The organism is Streptomyces saintjeani, assembly GCF_055409605.1.
Map to the genome: position 1 here is coordinate 6,833,131 of NZ_CP189624.1, position 19,291 is coordinate 6,852,421.

Here is a 19,291-nt window from a genome sequence, read left to right on the forward strand (position 1 = left end):
AGCTCAGGCAGGATGCCCCGGCCGGTGCGAACAGGCATCGTTCACCATGGACGACGCAGCACCGAGCCGGAGAGGACCGATGGCCAACAGCCTGGAGCGGTACGCCGACCTGCATCCACGGACCGTGGACGCGCTGACGGCGGTCGCCCTGTACGCCTGCGTCCAGTTCGGCGTGTCGATCAGCACGGACGGGAACCCGGCGCCGGACGACAACGCGCCCAAGCTGTTCGTGACCGTCCTGGCGGTGGTGCTGAGCCTCGCCGTGGCGGGGTGCCGCCGGTGGCCGCGCGGGGTACTGCTGGTCACCGCGGCGGGCGCGATGACGCTGATCGGGCTGGGATACCTGCCGAGTCCGATGCTGCTGACCCCGGTGATGACGGCCCTGTACTGGATCGCGGCCCTGACCGACCACCGGACCAGCCGGACGTACGCCTGGACGACGACGGGCGCCCTCGCCGTCACCGGCGTCGCCGTCGACCCGACCTGGAACCTGTTCCTCCTCAAGACGGTCGGCACCGGGCTGTGGCTGATGTTCCCCGTCGCCATCGGCTCCCGCTCCCGGCTGCGGCGCGCCTACCTCGAATCCGTGCAGGCCAGGGCCGCGCACGCGGAACGCACCCGCGAGGAGGAGGCCCGGCTGCGGGTCACGGAGGAGCGGATGCGCATCGCCCGTGAGCTGCACGACGTGGTCGCCCACCACATGGCCGTCGCCAACGCGCAGGCGGGCACCGCCGCCCACCTCGCCCGCACCCACCCCGAGCAGGCCCAGAAGATCCTCGCCGAGCTGGCCGGGACGACGTCCTCGGCGCTCCTCGAACTGCGCGCCACGGTCGGCATCCTGCGCAGCTCCGACGACCCCGACCCCCTCGAACCCACCCCCGGCCTCGACCGCCTCCCCGACCTGATCGCGGGCTGCCGCTCGGCGGGCCTGGGCGTCACGGTCCTCGTCGAGGGCGACCCCCAGCCCCTCCTGCCCGGCGTCGACCTCACGGCGTACCGGATCATCCAGGAGGCCCTGACCAACGTCACCAAGCACGGCCACGGCCACGGCGCCGAGATCCGCCTCGCCTACCAGGGTGCCCGTCTCCTCATCACCGTCACCAACGAGGGCACCGCTCTCGCACCTCCCAGCCCTGGCGGCTTCGGCCTCATGGGCATGCGTGAACGCGCCCACTCCGTCGGCGGCGACCTCCACGCCGGGCCCCGCCCCGAGGGCGGGTTCCAGGTGACGACGGCGCTGCCCCTGCACCACCGGACCCACCCCGAAAACCGCGAAAACCCCGGAAACCCCGGAAACCCCGAAAACCCCGAAGACAAGGCACCCTTGTGACGATCCGTGTCCTGCTCGCCGACGACCAGGCCCTCCTGCGCGGCACCTTCCGGCTGCTCATCGACTCCTGCGACGACATGAAGGTCGTCGGGGAGGCCGTGAACGGGCGCGAGGCCGTGCGGCTGGCGCGGGAGCAGCGGCCCGACGTGGTGCTGATGGACATCCGTATGCCGGGCGCCGACGGGCTCGCCGCCACGGCGGAGATCTGCGCCGATCACGAGCTGTGCGGTACGCGGGTGCTGGTGCTGACCATGTTCGAGACCGAGGAGTACGTCGCGCAGGCGCTCAAGGTGGGGGCCAGCGGGTTCCTCGGGAAGTACGTCACGACCGACGTGCTGCTCAACGGCATCAGGGTGGTCGCCTCGGGGGAGGCGCTGCTGTCGCCGGGGGCCACCCGGGCGCTGATCACCCGGTTCCTCACCTCGCCCGCCGCGCCCGGCAACCTCCTCGCCGCCCCGGAGAAACTGGCCGAACTGACGCCCCGGGAACGGGAGGTGACCGTGTTCGCGGCCGAGGGGAAGTCCAACGACGAGATCGCGCGGGAGCTGACGCTGAGCGTGCTGACCGTGCGGACGCACATCCATCGGGCCATGACGAAGCTGGGCGCCCGGGACCGGGCCCAGCTCGTCGTCATCGCGTACCAGACCGGGCTCGTGCGTCCCTCTCCGCAGGGGTTCTGACGTACAGCGCTGGTAGTACACAGGTGACAGCGGTGGTACGACGACGCGGGCACGGCTGTCGAAGAGCCTGGGGGTGACTGGCGGCGGCGAGAGACAGGACACCCGGATATGAGGACACGGACACGGCTGGGGTTGGCGGGAGCCTTCTCCTGCGCGGTGCTGGTGACGGTCGTGGGGATCGGACGCGGTGGCGGCGGGGGTGGTGGCGAGGAGGTCGTGGGGCCGTACGTCGCGCTCGGCGACTCGTACACCGCCGGGCCGAAGATCCCGGGACAGGCCGGCGTACCCGCCGGGTGCCAGCGGTCCGACCGGAACTATCCGGCGGTCGTCGCACGGCACCTCAAGGTCCCGCTCACGGACGTCAGTTGCACCGGCGCGACCATCGACGACCTGACCGCGGCCCAGCACACCGAGGACGGCAGCAACCCCGCCCAGTTCAGCGCCCTGACGAAGGAGACCCGGCTGGTCACCCTCGGCATCGGCGGCAACGACATCGGATTCGCCACGACGATCACCGAGTGCGTGAAGCTGGGCGTCCGCTACCAGATGGAGAGCGTGTTCAGCTCCAAGGGGGACAGCGCGCCCTGCCGGGAGAAGTACGACGCCGAGGTCGGACGGAAGACCGACGCGCTCGGCGGGAAGCTCGCGGGAGCGCTGGCGGAGGTCGGGCGGCGGTCTCCCGAGGCGAAGGTGTACGTCGTCGGGTACCCGGCGGTCTTCCCCGAACAGGGGGACTCCTGCGGGCGGTTGGGGCTGGCGCCGGGGGACGTCACGTTCCTGCGGGAACAGGAGCGGCGGCTCAACTCCGCGCTGAAGAAGGCGGCTTCGGGGGCGGGGGCGTCGTACGTCGACACGTACAAGCCGTCCGAAGGGCTGGGGGCCTGTGCGGGCAAGGGAGTTCGCTGGATCGAACCGCTGATGCCGGCGGCGCCCGCCGCGCCGGTGCACCCCAACGAGAAGGGGGAGGCGGGGATGGCCGCGGCGGTCCTCGGTGTAGTACTCGGGTAGGAGGCGCCGATTCCGGAAGTACCACGGTTTCGGTAGGACCTTCCACGGTTTCAGCAGGTCGAAGTGGGAACGACGGTACGACGCGCAAGGGGCTCCTTCCCAGCGAGGCTTTAGGCGACACCCGAGATTCTGGAGTACCGCCTTGGCCACCTTCCTGCACCGACTGGGCCGCCTGGCCTTCCGACGACGCTGGTACGTCGTCCTGATCTGGGCCGCCGTCGTCGCCTTCGTGGGCCTCGGCGCCATGAAGGCCCCCGGCACCACCGACGAAGAGTTCTCGATGCCCGGCATCGAGTCCCAGAAGGCGTTCGACCTCATGGAGCAGCGCTTCCCGGGCGCGGCGGCCGACGGCGCCACCGCACGGGTCGTGTTCGTCGCCCCCGACGGGCAGAAGGTCACCGCCACCGAGAACAGGAACGCCATCGAGGAGGCCGTCGCCTCCCTCAAGGACGGCTCCCAAGTCGCCGGTGTCGCCGACCCGTTCACCGCGAAGGCGGTCAGCGAGGACGGGTCCACCGCGTACGCCGTCGTCACCTACAAGGTGACCGCGAACGATGTCTCCGCCGCCAGTCACACCGCTCTCGACAAGGCCATCGACCATGCCCGTGACGCCGGGCTCACCGTCGAGGCGGGTGGCTCCGCGATGGACGCGGGCGGCGGGCCCGGCGGCATCGCCGAGGTCATCGGCATCGCCGTCGCCGCCCTCGTCCTGCTCATCACGTTCGGGTCGCTCGCCGCGGCCGGGCTGCCGCTGCTGACCGCGCTCATCGGTGTCGCGATCACGATGCTGTCGATCACGCTGCTCGGGGATGCCTTCGGGCTGTCCAGCAGTACCGGGACGCTGGCGATGATGCTGGGGCTGGCTGTCGGGATCGACTACGCGCTGTTCGTCGTGTCGCGGTTCCGGGAGGAGCGGGCCCGGGGGCGGGACGCGCACGAGGCGGCGGGGCTGGCCGTCGGGACCGCCGGGTCGGCTGTGGTGTTCGCCGGGCTGACCGTGGTCATCGCGCTGGCGGGGCTCGCGGTCGTCGGGATTCCGATGCTGACGAAGATGGGGCTCGCGGCGGCGGGGGCGGTGGTTGTCGCTGTGCTGGTCGCGTTGACCGTCGTGCCGGCGTTGCTGGGGTTCTGGCCGAACGCGGTGTTGAAGCGGGCGGAGCGGGCTGGGCACGTGGAGTCGGCGGGGCAGGTTGGGCAGGCTGGGCACGTGGAGTCGGCGGGGCTAGCTGGGCAGGCGGGGCACGTGGAGTCGGCGGGGCTGGCTGGGCAGGCGGGGCAGGCTGGGCAGGTCGAGCCGGTGGGCCGGAAGGGTCGTAAGGGGCTTAGGGCGTGGAAGGGGCGGGGGAAGTCGGGTCGTCGCACCGCTACTCCGGTCTCCGCGTCCGCTTCTGCCGCTGCCGCTGCCGACAACATGGGCACCCGCTGGGCCCGCTTCGTCCTCCGTCGCCCCCTTCCCGTCATGATCCTCGGCGTGATCGGCCTCGGCGCCCTCGCGCTGCCCGTGACCGGTCTCCAGCTCGGCATGCCGGGCGACGAGGCGAAGCCGACGTCCACCACCGAGCGGCGGGCCTACGACGCGCTCGCCGACGGCTTCGGACCGGGGTTCAACGGCCCCCTCACGATCGTCGTCGACGCCAAGGGCACCGGCGACGCCAAGGCCGCCGCGTCGACGATCAGCGAGAAGATCGCCGGCACCGAGGGCATCGTCTCGGTGTCCCCGGCCCGCTTCGACAAGGCCGGCGACACCGCCGTGTTCAGCGCGACGCCCGCCACCGCGCCGACCGACGAGAAGACGAAGGCGCTGGTCAAGACGATCCGCTCGGAGCGGCCCGGCGTCGAGTCGGTGGCCGGCGCGCAGTTCGAGGTCACCGGCACCACCGCCCTCAACATCGACGTCTCCGACAAGGTGCAGGGCGCGCTGATCCCGTACCTCGTCACCGTCGTCGGCCTCGCGATCCTGCTCCTGCTGGTCGTCTTCCGCTCGATCCTGGTCCCGCTCAAGGCGGCGCTCGGCTTCCTCCTGTCCGTCCTCGCGGCGCTCGGCGCGGTCGTCATCGTCTTCCAGGACGGCCACGCGGCGAGCCTGTTCGGCGTCGACCAGACCGGTCCGATCATGAGCCTGATGCCGATCTTCATGGTCGGGATCGTCTTCGGACTCGCGATGGACTACGAGGTGTTCCTCGTCTCCCGCATGCGCGAGGGCTACGTCCACGGCGACTCCGCCCACGAAGCCGTCGTCTCCGGCTTCCGGCACAGCGCCCGCGTGGTCGTCGCCGCCGCGCTCATCATGATCGCCGTGTTCGCCGGGTTCATCGGCGAGAGCGAGTCCATGATCAAGATGATCGGCTTCGGGCTTGCCACGGCGGTGCTGTTCGACGCGTTCGTCGTCCGCATGGCGATCGTGCCGGCGGTCCTCGCGCTGCTGGGGGACCGGGCGTGGTGGCTGCCGAAGTGGCTCGACCGGGTGCTGCCGAACGTGGACATCGAGGGGGAGGCGCTGGTGAAGGCCGCGGACGAGACGCCGGTTCAGGAGCCGGTGGGGGTGTAGGACGGGGGTGCGGGGCGGGTTCGGCGGCGGCGCGGGTCGGGCTCGGTGTGGTCGTACAAGGAGATATCCGTACGACGATGTCGAGCCCGGCCGTCCTGCGTACCGCCCCTTCCGCCGAGGAGCTGCCGCGTCAGCGCTGTCCGAGCACCCGGCGGTACGCGTTCTCGTCGTCCTCGCCGAACACCGTGAACACGACCCGGTCGAACCGGCCGGGGTGGTGGTCCAGCCACTTTGTGACCGTGCGGACCGCCACCGGGGCCGCCGCCTCCTTCGGGTAGCCGAAGACGCCGGTGCTGATCGCGCACAGGCCGACCGTGCGGACGTCGTCCAGCTCGGCCGCGAGGTCCAGGCACGCGCGGTACGACGAGGCCAGGGCCTCCTCGTCGCTCTGTGCCGGGCGGCCCTGGACCACTGGTCCGACCGTGTGCAGTACGTACCGTGCGGGCAGGTGGTAGCCCCGCGTCACCTTCGCGACGCCGGTCGGTTCGGGGGCGCCCTGCGCGTCGTACACCGCCTTGCAGTCGTCCCGCAGGCGCGGGCCCGCCGCGGAGTGGATCGCGTTGTCGATGCAGGGGTGCAGGGGGCGGAAGCAGCCGAGGAGGCCGCTGTTCGCGGCGTTCACGATCGCGTCCGTGGCGAGGGTGGTGATGTCGCCGCGCCACAGGGAGGTACGGCCGTCGGGGGTGGGGAGTTCCGTGGGGGACGTCGTTGTCCGCAGCCCGCGTTCGCCACCCAGCAGCGCGTCCAGTTCGTGGTTCGTGCCCTCGGGGAGGGGGCCGGGGTCGCGCACCGTCAGCAGGGCGCGCAGGACCTGGCGTGCGGTGGCGGGGTCTTGCAACTCCGGGAGCGAGCCGGGGGCCAGGCCGAGGCGTGCTGTCGCCGGGTCGCCGTTCATGAGGCGCAGCGCGTTGCGGACGTGCGTGTCGAGCCGGTCCGCCGGGGCGGGGGGTGCGGTGGGGTGGAACGGGGTGTCCAGGTCGACGTCCGTCCGGTACTCGGCGAGGGAGAGGACTCGCGGTTTCCTGTGCGGGGTGAGGAACGTCGGCGGGGTCAGGGGGAAGTCCGGCATCTCAGGGCACCAGGAAATCGTCCGCCCGCACCGGGACGGACAGGGCTCTTCCGCCGAGGTCGGCGGGGACCTCGGGGTGGTCCGGGTTGATACGGACCAGGCGGGCGCCGGGGGTGTGTCGCACGAGGTTCTCCAGGGGGTGGCGGATGACGCCGGGGGTGTTGAAGCCGGCGCCGAGTTCTAGGGCTAGGAGAGTGGGGGGAGGGGTGGGTGTTGGGGCGGTGGCTGAGTGGCTCAGCCACTCAGCCAATCGGAATTGGCTCAGCCATTTTGCCAGTCGCTCGCCGGTGGGCATGAACGCGTCGTCCACGAACCATGACCCCACCCGTACGTTGGGGAAGACCTCGCCGCCGCAGTTCGGGCAGACCGGCAGCGCCCCGGGGTCCCGGACCCGGCCGGTCTCGCGGTCGTACGCGGCGAGGATCCGTTCGAGGAACGGTGCGCTCGGCCAGGTCTCGCGTGTGCAGGGCGTCGTGCACTGGAGGAACCCGTAGTCGCCCTGCGGGGTGAAGATCCGGTCGGGGGCGAAGCCGTTGCGGGCGAAGAGGCCGTCGACGTTGGAGGTCGTCACCCAGTGGTCGCGGTCGCCGACGAGTTCGCGGAGCCGCTGGTAGAGGGGGTTCGCGCCGGTGCCGTACCGGATGTCGGTGATGTGGACGGCCCAGTACCCCCACATCATGTCCGGCGGCAACGGCACGCCCAGCAGATAGCGGGAGCGCAGCCCGAGCCGGTGCAGCGCGGGCAGCAGCTCGCGGAAGCGGTCGGCGTCGCCGTAGTCGTACCCGGCCGCCGCGCTCAGCCCGGCGCCCGCCCCGACGAGCACCGCGTCGGCCTCGTCGAGCCAGCGACGGAAGGTGTCTCGGAGGGTGCCTCGAACCATCGCCGCCGTTTCCTCGTCTCCGTACCGCGTGCCGTCCCCGGGGCCGGGGTTCCGCTCCAACGTACGGGGGCGGAAAGGGAACGTCCCGGTTCACTTCGGACTGCCGCTGGTCAAAAACCGACCGGAAACGAACGGAAGGCCCGCAGAGAGCTGCGGGCCTTCCATGTACGGGGACGCTCAGTTGCCGGCGGCCTTGCGGCGGCGCAGCGCGAAGACCGTGCCCGCGCCGACGGCGATCATGCCGACGGCGATCCCGGCGGCCGGGACGGTGTAGTCGCTCGCACCGGTCTCGGCGAGGTGGGTGGAACCGCCCGCAGGGGTGGGGGCGTTGCCCGCGGGGGCGGCCGGGGTGGAGGCGGAGGGGGTCGGTGCCGGGGACGCTGAGGTCGCCGTTGAGGAAGAGGGCGAGGGGGACGGCGAGGGCGAGTCCGAGGCCGACGGGGTCGGGCTCGGCGACGGATACCACGCGGGGCACGCCTTCGACGGGGTCACCAGCGCCGGCGTGATGTCCTGGTCGACGTACCCGCCCGCCTTGACGTGGACCCGGTACGTCCAGTCCGGCGTCCAGTCGACCGGGATGTCGACGCTGGTGCCCTGCGCCGAGGAGTGCTCGATCGTCCTGCTGCCGATGTCGCGGTACTGGTCGTCCGGCATCGAGAGCTTGACCTGCACCGAGACGGTGGCCGGGGTGCCGGTCGGGTCCACGTCGGTGACGCGGATGAAGCCGTGGCCGTCCGCGCCGCACTCGGCCGAGGCCGAGAAGTCACGGATGTCGCACGCCGACGCGCTGCCCGCGACGGCCAGACAGAGGGCCGCCGCAGCGACCGGAACGCCTATGAGACGTGTCGCGCGCAGCACGCGGACACGGGGAGGAAGGGACACGAACGTCCTTAGGAAAGACCTGCGGAAGAGCCTGACCCCCACGTCCTACAAGTCCGCCGAATCCCCTGTCAATCTACTGTCGCCGCAGGTCAGGAAGGGTTCAACGGCTCCCCATGGACGACTCGTCGCCCCCTCAAGCACCGGTCAAGACGGCCATGCCGCGGTCATCCGTGGGAGTGCTGGTCCGTACCCGCGGTGAACGCCGCCGTGCGCACCTTCCCGTCGGCCTTGAAGTCCAGGAACAGCCGGTACGTTCCCGTGCTCGGCACGTCCGCAGTGAACCGCACCTCCGTCGCCCCGCTCTTGTCGTCGTGCGGATGCACATGCAGGTACGCGAGGTCCCCGGCCCGCAGCGCGACGAGATGCCCGTTCGCCCCGAGGTACGGCTCCAGTCGCACCGGCCGCCCTTCCTTGCTGACCGTGAACCTCAACTCGCTCCCCTCGCCGGCCGCGAGCCCGCCGTCCAGCGCGACGGTGTACCCGTCGACGGTCACCACTTCTGCCTGCGCCGGAACCTTTTCCGCCGCGTACTCCCCGGCGACCGTCAGATCCGACCCCAGCGTGAGGTTCTCCTTCCCCTCGCCCGGCGTGAAGTCCGCGAACACCCGGTAGCTCCCCGGCTCCGACAACGTCACCGGCGTGCTCCACGTCCCGTCCGCCGCCCGGCTCGGGTGCAGGTGCCGGTACTCGGTGAGGTCCCGCGAGGCCACGATGAGGTGCAGCTCCTTCTCGTGCTCGACCCGGTACGACGTGACCGGCCTGCCGTCCGTCCCCCGTACGGCGAACCTGATCACGCCGGCCCTGTCCGCCACCAGCGCCTTGCTCTCCAGGTCCAGCGTGTACCCGCCCTCGCTGACCTGGAGCCCGGCGGGGACGGGGGCGGTGCTCCGGCCGCCGGACTCCTCGTGCGAGCCGTCCTCGTGTGCGCCGCCCTCGTGGGACTCGCTCCGGTGGGCGGCGTTCTCCGTGTCCGTGCCGGTGTCGAACGGGCCGACCAGCGCACCCACCCCGTACGCGGCCCCGAACGACACGGCGAGCGCGGCACCGAATGCGCCGATCTTCTGGAGGGGGTTCATGGCGGGCTCCCTGTTCTGCCTCTCCGGTGGTATACCCCAGGGGGGTACGGGACTTCGACTCTATACCCCGGCGGGGTATAGGGAAAGCCGGGTGCTCCACCGGGCGGGGCCTCGCGGTCACCGCACTGCCGCCATGACGATCCGCTGAGCCACCGCGTTCATGTCCTTCCCCTTCGCGTCGGTCGCGGTGATCGAGTAGACGAGTGTGCGCGAGAGGTCGCGGGTGGCTCCGGCTACCGCGCTGTAGCCGGGGCGGGAACCGGTCTTGAGCCAGAAGACCTTGCCGTTCAGCTCGCCGCGCTGGAGGCCGGCGGTGTAGGTGGCGCCCTCGATGCCCGCCGGGACCGTGAACATCTCCTCCAGTTGGGGCTGCGGGACTATCCGGCCCCGGAACAGGGACGTGATCAGCCGCTCCAGGTCGGCGGTCGTGGAGATCATGTCGCCGGCCGCCGCGCGGTCCGCCTGGTTCCACTCCGTGACGTCGACGAGTTCCGTCGTGCCGTCGGCTTTCTTCACCGCTTGGTAGCCGTGGTTGTGCGGGCCCGAGATGCGCGGGTCGGTGCCCGGGAAGTACGTGTCGCGCATCCCGGCGGGGGCCAGGACCAGGCGGGTTGCCTCGGCGGCGTACGAGCGGCCGGTGACCTTCTCTATCAGCAGGCCCAGGATCGTGTAGCCGATGTTGGAGTAGTGCTGGCCCTCACCGGGACGGAACTCGGGCCCCTTCGCCACCGCCGAGGCCACGACCTGCCGGGGGGGCAGCGTGTCGTAGCGGTGGGCGTACTGCTCCTCGAACGTGCCCCCCAGCTCGTCCCCCGGCTGGATCCCGGACGTGTGATCGAGCAACTGCCGTACGGTGATCGGCCGGAACTCCCGGCTCAGCAGCCCCGGCAGATACCGCTGGACCGGCGTCCCGAGGTCCACCTTCCCCTCCGCCGCGAGCCGCAGCACCGTCGCCGCCGTCACGACCTTCGTCACGGACCCGGCCCGGAACCGTGCCCCCGGATCGGCCGGCGTTCCGCTCTCCATGTCGTGCACCCCCGAACTGCCCCGCCATACTCCGGCCGTCCCGCCGACCCGGACCAGCGCGGAGGTCGCGTCGCCGTTGGGCAGCCCGGCTATTGCGGCGCTCAGGGCTGCGGCGTCCGGGGGAGAGGCTGGGAGCTGGACGCCGACCGACCCCTTGGCGGACCCGCTGGCCGACCCGCCAGCCGTCCCCGCAGCTGATCCGTCACTCGGCCGCTCTGCCGCGAAGACCGGTGCCGCGAGCGGACCGGCGGCCAGTGCGAGGGCGAGCGAGGCCGCGAGGACGGTCGTACGGCGACGAAGGCGCATGAACACTCCCGGGGTGAGGCGACGAAGGTGACGCGACCATCGTCCGACTCGGAGGCACTCCTCCGTATCGGCCGAACGGCCAGTCCTGCCCCGCAGGAAACCCGGACCCCGGCCGCACCAACACCCCACGATTTCCTAGGGGTTCGCCCCTGGGGGCCGACCGGACAGGTCATCGCGCACCCGAACGAGCTAGGTCAGAAGGACGACAGACCGGCTACGGCACCCCGGCCCTCACCCGAAAAGTGTTATCCCCGCCTCCCTCGCCCCGTCCCCGCCTGTGATCCCCGACATTGCCAACAGCCCGCCCCCGGCTGAAAAGGTGCTGGTATGAGAATGGAAGCGGACGGTCGAGCCCGGCGCGGCGGTGCGGTAGGGTGCGCCGGCGGTGACTGGTCCGGCGTGATCGCCGCCGCGCAGGCCGGTGACCGGCGGGCGCTGGACGAGCTGGTCCAGGGCTGGCTGCCGCTCGTCTACAACATCGTCGGCAGGGCGCTGAACGGGCACGCGGACGTCGACGACGTCGTGCAGGAGACGATGCTGAGGGCCGTCGGCAACCTCGGCGCCCTGCGCGACCCGGACAGCTTCCGCTCGTGGCTCGTCGCGATCGCCATGCGCCAGATCCGCGACCGGGCCCGCCGCCGCACCCCGCCCCAGCGCCTCGACGAGAACGACCCGCACGACAGCGCGGACTTCGCCGAACTCACGGTCCTCAGACTCCAGTTGGAGGGGCAGCGCAAGGAAGTCGCCGAGGCCGTCCCCTGGTTGGACGCGGAGGACCGCCAACTCCTGTCCCTGTGGTGGCTGGAGGTCTCCGGCGACCTCACCCGGCGCGAACTCGCCGCCGCCGTGGGCATCAGCCGCCAGCACGCGGCCGTACGCGTCCAGCGCGTGAAGGAACGCCTGGAGATCTCCCGGGGAATCGTCCGCGCCCTGGCCGGTGCCTGCCCCAACCTCCGTGGCCTGACCGCCCGTTGGCACGGCCGCCCCGACTCCGTCTGGCGCAAACGCCTCGCCCGGCACATCCGGGGCTGCGCCTACTGCGGCGACACCCGCGAACCCGTCGTCCCCGCCGAACGCCTCCTCGTCGGCATCGCCCTCGTCCCCGTCCCGGTCGGCTTCACCCTCTCCCTCGCCCTCGGCGGCAAAACGGCCGTTGCCGCGACCGGAGTCGGGTGGTCCGCGAAGGTCGTGGGAGCGCTCACGAAACCGGCCGTCGCGATGGCCGCGGGCGCGACGCTGGTGGCGGGCGGCGCGTACGTCGTCGTCCAGACCCCCGACGACCCCCCGAAGCACGCCGCGGTGATCCCTACCGCCGAGACGACCCCGACTCCTCTCAACTCCCCTTCCCCGTCCCCGAGTCCGAGCGCCACCCCCACGAAGAAGACGGCGGTGTACGGCAGCGTCGTGGACGCCGTCGACCGCGCCCCCGACCCCAACACCCCACCGGGGAGCCTCCCTCGACGTCCCGCGCCCGGCGTCACGAGCAGCGGTGGCGCCAAGGCCGTCATGCAACACCGGGGCGACCATGTGGACTTGACCGGTCAGGGGTACGTCCTCGTGCGCTGGCAGATCTCGCCCAAGTCCCGACCGGGCGCGCTGGTCATGCCCAGTTGGACCGGCCTCGAAGGCAAGCTGTTCCACGTCGCCTCGGCCGGCGGACGCCGCATGGACGATCCGATGGCGGGCGCCCCCGACGGCTACGCGACCGGCATGGGCGGCCCCGCCATCGGCTACACCGTCCTCCCCGACGGCACCCAACAGATGTGGCAGAACGAGTACTTCTACCTCGACGGCTCCGTCACCCTCACCGTCAACGAACGCGGCGCCGACTACGGCATCACCGTCTTCCCCTCCAGCCGCGAGGAGATCGAGAAGGACATCCGGTACGGCCCGCCGCAGGGCGCCATCCGCTACGGCATGGTCCGCGACACCGGGTCCGACGACACCCCCGTTCCCCAATACGCCACCCGAACCACCCCAGTCGACCCGGCGACGGTCCCTCAGCGGTCCGCCCTGTAAACGTCCTGCGCCTCCAGCACGGCGTCCCCGTGATCCACCGCCCACACCCCGAGGACACCGAGCACGGGCAGCAACGTCCGCCCCAGCGGCGTCAGTTCGTACGCGCCGACGCCGTTCCGAACGGCGAGCCCATTGAACTCCAGCCTGCGCAACGCCTCCGTGAGGACCTTCGCGCGGATCCCCCCGATGCGGACACGCAGTTGGCCGTAGCGCACTGCTGATCCGGCTCTGGGTGGGGGAGGGGGCGGACGCGCAGGCGATCGCGCCGCCGGTGCCGTACGCGTGGGGGGACTCAGGCCAAGTCGCCGTCCCCTCCCGCGACTTGCTGCTCCCCGCCCCTCAACCCGTGCAGCAGGTCGATCCTGTTGGTCGTGATCGAGTCGACCCCCAGGTCGATCAGGCGGCGCAGGGAGCGGGCCGTGTCGGGGGTCCAGACCGAGAGGAGGTGGCCGCCCCGGTGGACACGTTCGGCGAGGGGGCGATCGACCAGTGAGAAGCGGTAGTTGAGCCAGCGGGGGCCGATCGCGGCGAGCAGGGTCGGGCGGACCGGCGCGAGCGAGGTGTGCGTGAGGGCGATCTCGGCGGACGCGTCGGCGCCGCGCACCGCGAGCATCGCCCGGGCGTCGGCGCAGTAGTAGACACGGTCGGCGGCACCGGCCTCGCGGACCGCGTCCACGACCCGCCGCGCGACCCGCACGTCCCGGGTCCCCGGCAGGTCGACCATCACCCGGGCGCCCTCCGTCGCGGCGAGCGCCTCCACCAGCGTCGGCACGCCGCCCTCCGTCATGCCCCGCACCTCCGCCACCGACAGCGACCCCAGCGGCCGGTCGACCCCCCAGAGCCGGCTCAGCGTCTCGTCGTGCAGCAGGACCGGAACGCCGTCCCTGGTCAGCCGTACGTCGATCTCGACCGCGTCCGCGCCACGCGACAGCGCGGAACGCAGCGAGTCGAGGGTGTTCTCCCGGAACCGGTAGGGGTCGCCGCGGTGGGCCACGGCCGTCAGGGTCTGCATACGGCCATTGTCACGGGAGAGGAAGGCTCGGGGCACGCGGGGCTCGCAGGGGCGGGCGGGGGCTTTCGGACGGGCGGGGGCGGCGGGTCCCGTGAGCGTCACGGGACCGTTCACGGCAACGCTCACGGGATCGTTCACGGCATGGTTCACGTGCCCCCGCTCGGGACCAGCGCTCACGGGACCGTTCACGAGACCGCTCCCGGCACCGATCACATGAGCGCTCACGCTCCCCGGCACCTCACGGCGCCAGCCACCCCGCCGTATACGTGTCGATCTCGTCCTTGATCCGCGTCTTCCCGGCCTCGTCCAGGAACGACACCTCGACCGCGTTCTTCGCGAGGTCGGCGACGCCGCGTGCGTCGAGGTCGAGGAGGCGGGCGGCGACGGCGTACTCGTTGTTGAGGTCGGTGCTGAACATCGGCGGGTCGTCCGAGTTGATCGTGACCAGCACGCCCGCGCGCACGAACTCCTTGATCGGGTGCTCGTCGAGGCTGGCGACCGCGCGCGTGGCGATGTTCGAGGTCGGGCAGACCTCCAGCGGGATCCGCTCGGCGGCGAGGTGGGCGAGAAGTTTCTCGTCCTGGGCGGAACTCGTGCCGTGGCCGATGCGTTCAGCACGTAGGTAGGTCAGGGCGTCCCAGACCGTGCCCGGTCCCGTCGTCTCCCCCGCGTGCGGCACCGAGCGCAGGCCCGCGGCGATCGCGCGGTCGAAGTACGGCTTGAACTGCGGCCGGGGCACCCCGATCTCCGGCCCCCCGAGGCCGAACGACACGAGGCCCTCGGGGCGCAGCCGGTCGTCCGTCGCGAGCCGGACGGTCTCCTCCGCCGATTCGAGCCCCGCCTCGCCCGGAATGTCGAAGCACCAGCGCAGGACGGTGCCGAGCTCCTTCTCCGCGGCCTTGCGCGCGTCCTCGATCGCGTCCATGAACGCCTTCGCGTCGATGCCGCGCCGGGTCGAGGAGAAGGGGGTGATCGTCAGCTCGGCGTACCGCACCTGCTGGCGGGCCAGCTCCCGCGCGACCTCGTAGGTCAGCAGGCGGACGTCCTCCGGGGTGCGGATGACGTCCACGACCGACAGGTACACCTCCACGAAGTGCGCGAAGTCCGTGAAGCTGAAGTAGTCGGCGAGTGCCTCCGGGTCCGTCGGTACCTTCGCGTCCGGGTACCGGCCCGCCAGCTCCGCGACGATCCGCGGCGACGCGGAGCCCACGTGGTGCACATGGAGTTCGGCCTTGGGCAGACCGGCGATGAACGCGCGCAGGTCGGGGGCGGCGGGTACGGCGTTGCTCATGGGTCCCTCCGGGACAGCGCCTCCGGGGAGCCCCCGGGCGCGGGTGATCGGCTGATCGGCTCCGGATCATCCTAGGCGGGGAGTGTGAGGATGGAGGGGCGATTTAGCATGGGCGGGACGGGAAAGAGGGGGCCGGGGACATGACGGAGAGCGCGCGGGACGGGCGGGGGGACGAGGTGCCTCCAAGGGGTACGGGGGTGCCTGAGCAGGGGGTGACCGGGGATCTTGCGAGCGGTGGGGCGGTGCCTGGAGGGAATGCGCTTGTGGAGGGTGCGGCGCCTGGGGACGCCGTGGCCGGGGGAGAGGCGGGTGATGCGGTGACTGCGGGAGGTCGGCCTGGGAACGGGGTGCCTGCGGATGGGGTGCCTGGAGGTGCGGTGGCCGAGGGCGCGGGCTCGGCGTCCGGAGGTTCGGTGACTGCGGGCGGTCGGTCCGGGGAGGCGGTGCCTGCGGTGGCTTGGCCTGTGCCCGAAGAGGCGCATTCCGGCGGGCCGCGCGACGACGCCGGTCCCGAGGACGGCGGGGTTCAGGACAGGGTTCCGGGGCCCGGCCCGTGGGCGCCTCCGGCGGAGGCCGTGACACCTCCGGCCGACGCCGGTGCGCCGGACGTGGCGACACCCCCGCCGGGTGCCGCGATACCGGACGGCGCGACACCCCCGTCCGTCCCCTGGGCGCCGCCCGCCGAGGGCACGTTCGGCTCGGGCGTCCCCCTCGGCCCACCGCCGGTGGTGGAGGAGCGGGGCGCTACGACGCCGGAGACGAAGCCTTTGCCGACGCCCACGGTGTACGACGGCCCCGGGACCCCCGCGTACGACGCTGCCGCAACCCCCGCCCACGACACGGCGCCCCCGCCCGACGACCAGCCCCCGGCCCCCTCCTCGCACGACCACCGGACGGTCACTTCCGCCCCGACCCCTCAGCCGTGGCCCGACCCCTTCGCGGCCCCGCCTGCCAACGTCCCACCCGCCAACGTTCCGCCCGCCTACACCCCGCCCTTCGCCCAGCCCCCCGGCCCCTACTCACCCCTCAACTCCTTCGCCCCACCCACACCTCAGTCCTCCACCGGTCACGTCCCTCCACCTCCCATCGCTCCGGACGGTCCAGGCCCGACCCCCTACGGCTACCCGGCCGCCTACGCCTACCCCGTGCCCTACGGCACTCCGCCGGCGCAGGGTGCACCGTTCCCCGGTCCGCAGGTCCCCGGAATGCCGGGCGTCGGAATGGCAGGCCCAGGAATGCCCGGCCCAGGAATGCACACTCCCGGCGTCCCTCATCCTGGCGGCTTCCCCACCACCCCGCCCTATTACGGCTGGCCCGGCACACCCCCCAGCAACGGCCTGGGTACTTCCGCCATGATCACCGGCATCCTCGCGGCCCTGGGCTTCTGCCTGTGGCCGGTGGCGTTCGTGCTCGGCATTCTGGGTGTCGTACTCGGCATCCTCGGCCGCCGCAAAGCGGCCAGAGGCGAGGCGACGAACGGCGGCCAGGCGCTGGCGGGCATCATCTGCGGAGTCGCGGGGACGTTGCTGTCGCTGGGCTTGGCAGTGGTGGTCATCGCGACCTGACGAGACCGGGGGGCAGCCCCGCGCACGCCCCAGAGACGAACACTCCCGGGACGGGCACCGCTGAACGCCGCACGTAAACCCGCCCGCCGAGCTGGTGGCCGGGCGTCCTAGCGGCTGCGTGAGTCCTGGGTGTCGAGGTGCGCTGCCGTAGCCGGGAGGCGCGTACGCGTGCGACCGGGAAGAAGATCTCGCCCCACACCACCAAGACGTACGACATCCCCACTTCAGCAGCCCCCACCCCCCCCTCACCCCACCCGAACCCTCCCCCGAGCCTCCATCAACGCGAACCCCAGCAGATTCAGCCCCCGCCACCGCTCAGGATTCTCCGCCCCCGCATCCCGAGCAGCGAGCCCGATCCCCCAGACCCGGTCCAAGGGACTCGCCTCCACCAGCACCCGCTCCCCCGTGCCGACCAGGAAATCCCGCAAGGCAGGGTCGCTCCGGAACTTGTGCACGCTCCCCTCGACGACGATCCGGAACCGCTCCCGCGCCCACACGTCCTCGTCGAACCCCCGCACGACCCGCCCGGCGTTCTTCGCGACGGACGGGTGCCCGGCGGCGAGGACGGCGCTCTCCGCCTCCGTGTCTCCGAAGAGGCGGGCCTTCTCGGCCATCATCCAGTGCTCGGCGGTCGCGTAGTCCACCCCGTCCACGGTGAACGGCGACTCCCACCACTGGCTGAGGCACCCGGCCCCGATCCGCCCGTCGGCACTCGGCCGATGCCCCCAGAAGTGCAGGTACTTGACCTTGCCCCCCGCCCGGACGACCCGCACGAGCGCCTCCCGCGAATCGATCTTCTCCACACCAACCCCCTCCTCGCCCCCTCGCTCTCCGTACCCAAAGCATCGCAGCCACCACTGACAACCCCACCCCCATTTCCCCTCACCTCCACCCACCCTCTCGACAGATTCCGTCGCGTAACCAAATGGCAACAACGGAATCACTTGTTGGAGCACCGCACCTCTGTCAGGATCGGCACTCAAATCCGATCAGAGCCACGCCCTCATGTCGAACACCGAGACAGGGGCGAAGACGGAGGTGCGCGGCATGCGAGACAACTCGCCCGAGCTGGAACGTTTCGCTCAGGGTGCCCAGTACATCGCGGGCCGCCTCACCCCAGGCACCTCCCCCACCCCCCACACGATCACCGACCCGGCGACGAACACCCCCGTCCTCACCTACGCCCTGGCCTCCACGAAGGACGTGGACGAGGCCGTCGCCGCAGCGCACGCCGCCTTCCCCGCCTGGTCCACCGCCACCCCCGCAGACCGCTCGGACGCCCTGCACCGCCTCGCGGACACCCTCGCCGACCGTGCGGAGCACCTCGCGCGGGCGGAGTCCCTCCAGTGCGGCAAACCCCTGCGGCTGACGCGCGAGTTCGACGTCCCCGGCACGATCGACAACACGGCGTACTTCGCCGGCGCGGCACGCCACTTGCAGGGCCAGTCGGCGGGGGAGTACTCGGCGGACCACACGTCGTACGTGCGCAGGGAGCCGATCGGCGTGGTCGGCTCGATCGCCCCCTGGAACTACCCCCTCCAGATGGCCGCGTGGAAGATCCTCCCGGCGATAGCGGCGGGCAACACGATCGTGCTGAAGCCCTCGGAACTGACGCCCCTGACCGCGCTGATGTTCGCGCAGGCGGCGACGGACGCGGGCATCCCGGACGGCGTCGTGAACGTCGTCAGCGGCACAGGGGCCGAGGCGGGCGAACACCTCGTCGCGCACCCGGATGTGGCGATGACGTCGTTCACGGGCTCGACGGCCGTGGGCAAGCACATCGCGCGGGTCGCGTCGGAGACGGTCAAGCGCGTGCACCTGGAACTCGGCGGAAAGGCCCCGTTCGTGGTGCACGACGACGCCGACCTGGAGGCCGCCGCGAACGGCGCCGTCGCGGGCGCGCTGATCAACGCCGGCCAGGACTGCACGGCCGCCACGCGCGCGTACGTACAGAGGCCGCTGTACGACGCGTTCGTGGAGCGGACGGCCGCCCTGATGGAGAGCGTCCGCCTCGGCGACCCCTTCGCGGACGGCACGGACCTCGGCCCGCTGATCACGCGCGCGCACCGCGACCGGGTCGCGGGTTTCGTCGACCGCGCGCGTGCGTACGCGCGGGTGGTCACCGGAGGGGCCTGCCCGAAGGACAGGGACGGCGCGTACTATCTCCCCACCCTGATCGCGGACGCCCCGCAGGACAGCGAGATCGTCCGGTCCGAGATCTTCGGCCCCGTCCTGGTGGTCCTCCCCTTCGACAGCGACGACGAGGGCATCCGGCTCGCGAACGACACCCCGTACGGCCTCGCGGCGTCCGTGTGGACCCGGGACGTGTTCCGCGCGAACAGGGCCACCAGGGAGCTGCGCGCGGGGTGCGTGTGGGTCAACGACCACATCCCGATCGTCAGTGAGATGCCGCACGGGGGACACCGGCAGTCGGGTTACGGCAAGGACATGTCACCGTACTCGTTCGAGGAGTACACCCAGATCAAGCACGTCATGTTCGACAACACGGCGGCGGCCCGCAAACCCTGGCACCGCACGGTGTTCACGGGGAGCCGAGAAGGCAGCTGAGCGGGCGGCCGGAAAGCCGCCGAGTCGACCG

General features: G+C 71.8%; 17 protein-coding genes. 7 read left to right on the top strand and 10 right to left on the bottom strand.

The features are described from left to right. Nucleotides 1–79 precede the first annotated feature (79 nt). From ACQCO7_RS31235 to ACQCO7_RS31250, 4 genes are all read left to right on the top strand, one after another. Nucleotides 80–1,330 (top strand): sensor histidine kinase, encoded by a 1,251-nt coding sequence (locus ACQCO7_RS31235; RefSeq protein ID WP_464074924.1) that lies wholly within the window; start codon nt 80–82, stop codon nt 1,328–1,330. Continuing rightward, nucleotides 1,327–2,010, top strand: a complete 684-nt coding sequence (locus ACQCO7_RS31240; protein ID WP_464074925.1) for a response regulator transcription factor — start codon at nt 1,327–1,329, stop codon at nt 2,008–2,010. The genes ACQCO7_RS31235 and ACQCO7_RS31240 overlap by 4 nt, the downstream gene beginning before the upstream one ends. A gap of 108 nt (nt 2,011–2,118) precedes the next feature. After that, nucleotides 2,119–3,018: an SGNH/GDSL hydrolase family protein gene (locus ACQCO7_RS31245; protein ID WP_464074926.1), complete on the top strand. Its 900-nt coding sequence runs from the start codon at nt 2,119–2,121 to the stop codon at nt 3,016–3,018. Between the two features lie 142 nt (nt 3,019–3,160). Continuing rightward, the gene (locus ACQCO7_RS31250; RefSeq protein ID WP_464074927.1) at nt 3,161–5,566 is read left to right on the top strand and encodes an MMPL family transporter; all 2,406 of its coding nucleotides are present in this window, start codon (nt 3,161–3,163) and stop codon (nt 5,564–5,566) included. Between the two features lie 130 nt (nt 5,567–5,696). Here the strand turns inward: ACQCO7_RS31250 and ACQCO7_RS31255 are convergent, their stop codons facing one another. The 5 genes from ACQCO7_RS31255 to ACQCO7_RS31275 all read right to left on the bottom strand — a co-directional run bounded on the left by ACQCO7_RS31255 (nt 5,697) and on the right by ACQCO7_RS31275 (nt 10,805). Beyond that, on the bottom strand, nt 5,697–6,635 hold the full coding sequence (locus tag ACQCO7_RS31255; RefSeq protein ID WP_464074928.1) for a protein-ADP-ribose hydrolase: 939 nt from the start codon (nt 6,633–6,635) through the stop codon (nt 5,697–5,699). A 1-nt stretch (nt 6,636) separates the two neighbouring features. Beyond that, nucleotides 6,637–7,515 carry an SIR2 family NAD-dependent protein deacylase gene (locus ACQCO7_RS31260; RefSeq protein WP_464074929.1) on the bottom strand — a complete coding sequence of 293 codons (879 nt, stop codon included), beginning with the start codon at nt 7,513–7,515 and terminating at the stop codon, nt 6,637–6,639. Between the two features lie 177 nt (nt 7,516–7,692). Beyond that, nucleotides 7,693–8,397 carry an LAETG motif-containing sortase-dependent surface protein gene (locus ACQCO7_RS31265; RefSeq protein ID WP_464074930.1) on the bottom strand — a complete coding sequence of 235 codons (705 nt, stop codon included), beginning with the start codon at nt 8,395–8,397 and terminating at the stop codon, nt 7,693–7,695. A gap of 164 nt (nt 8,398–8,561) precedes the next feature. Continuing rightward, nucleotides 8,562–9,473, bottom strand: coding sequence for a hypothetical protein (locus ACQCO7_RS31270; protein ID WP_464074931.1), 912 nt, complete (start codon nt 9,471–9,473; stop codon nt 8,562–8,564). A 117-nt stretch (nt 9,474–9,590) separates the two neighbouring features. Continuing rightward, nucleotides 9,591–10,805, bottom strand: a complete 1,215-nt coding sequence (locus ACQCO7_RS31275; RefSeq protein ID WP_464074932.1) for a serine hydrolase domain-containing protein — start codon at nt 10,803–10,805, stop codon at nt 9,591–9,593. Nucleotides 10,806–11,138: 333 nt separating this feature from the next. Between ACQCO7_RS31275 and ACQCO7_RS31280 the strand changes: the two genes are divergently transcribed. Next, on the top strand, nt 11,139–12,824 hold the full coding sequence (locus ACQCO7_RS31280; RefSeq protein WP_464077329.1) for an RNA polymerase sigma factor: 1,686 nt from the start codon (nt 11,139–11,141) through the stop codon (nt 12,822–12,824). Here the strand turns inward: ACQCO7_RS31280 and ACQCO7_RS31285 are convergent. The 4 genes from ACQCO7_RS31285 to ACQCO7_RS31300 all read right to left on the bottom strand — a co-directional run bounded on the left by ACQCO7_RS31285 (nt 12,806) and on the right by ACQCO7_RS31300 (nt 16,028). After that, nucleotides 12,806–13,039: a winged helix-turn-helix transcriptional regulator gene (locus ACQCO7_RS31285; protein ID WP_464074933.1), complete on the bottom strand. Its 234-nt coding sequence runs from the start codon at nt 13,037–13,039 to the stop codon at nt 12,806–12,808. The genes ACQCO7_RS31280 and ACQCO7_RS31285 overlap by 19 nt on opposite strands. A 77-nt stretch (nt 13,040–13,116) precedes the next feature. Continuing rightward, on the bottom strand, nt 13,117–13,836 hold the full coding sequence (locus ACQCO7_RS31290; RefSeq protein ID WP_464074934.1) for a glycerophosphodiester phosphodiesterase: 720 nt from the start codon (nt 13,834–13,836) through the stop codon (nt 13,117–13,119). 238 nt (nt 13,837–14,074) lie between these two features. After that, a complete protein-coding gene (locus tag ACQCO7_RS31295) occupies nt 14,075–15,127 on the bottom strand; it encodes an adenosine deaminase (RefSeq protein WP_464074935.1) in 1,053 nt (350 codons plus the stop codon). A gap of 526 nt (nt 15,128–15,653) precedes the next feature. Next, entirely contained in the window at nt 15,654–16,028 is a 375-nt protein-coding gene (locus tag ACQCO7_RS31300; protein ID WP_464074936.1) for a hypothetical protein, read from the bottom strand. A 349-nt stretch (nt 16,029–16,377) separates the two neighbouring features. On the opposite strand from ACQCO7_RS31300, the gene ACQCO7_RS31305 reads away from it, so the two are divergent. Further along, the gene (locus ACQCO7_RS31305) at nt 16,378–16,692 is read left to right on the top strand and encodes a DUF4190 domain-containing protein (RefSeq protein ID WP_464074937.1); all 315 of its coding nucleotides are present in this window, start codon (nt 16,378–16,380) and stop codon (nt 16,690–16,692) included. 245 nt (nt 16,693–16,937) lie between these two features. On the opposite strand, the gene ACQCO7_RS31310 is transcribed toward ACQCO7_RS31305, so the two are convergent. After that, the gene (locus ACQCO7_RS31310; protein ID WP_464074938.1) at nt 16,938–17,495 is read right to left on the bottom strand and encodes an NADAR family protein; all 558 of its coding nucleotides are present in this window, start codon (nt 17,493–17,495) and stop codon (nt 16,938–16,940) included. 244 nt (nt 17,496–17,739) lie between these two features. Here ACQCO7_RS31310 and ACQCO7_RS31315 point away from each other — a divergent pair, with 244 nt between their 5' ends. Then, nucleotides 17,740–19,260, top strand: a complete 1,521-nt coding sequence (locus tag ACQCO7_RS31315; RefSeq protein WP_464074939.1) for a gamma-aminobutyraldehyde dehydrogenase — start codon at nt 17,740–17,742, stop codon at nt 19,258–19,260. Nucleotides 19,261–19,291: the final 31 nt, after the last annotated feature.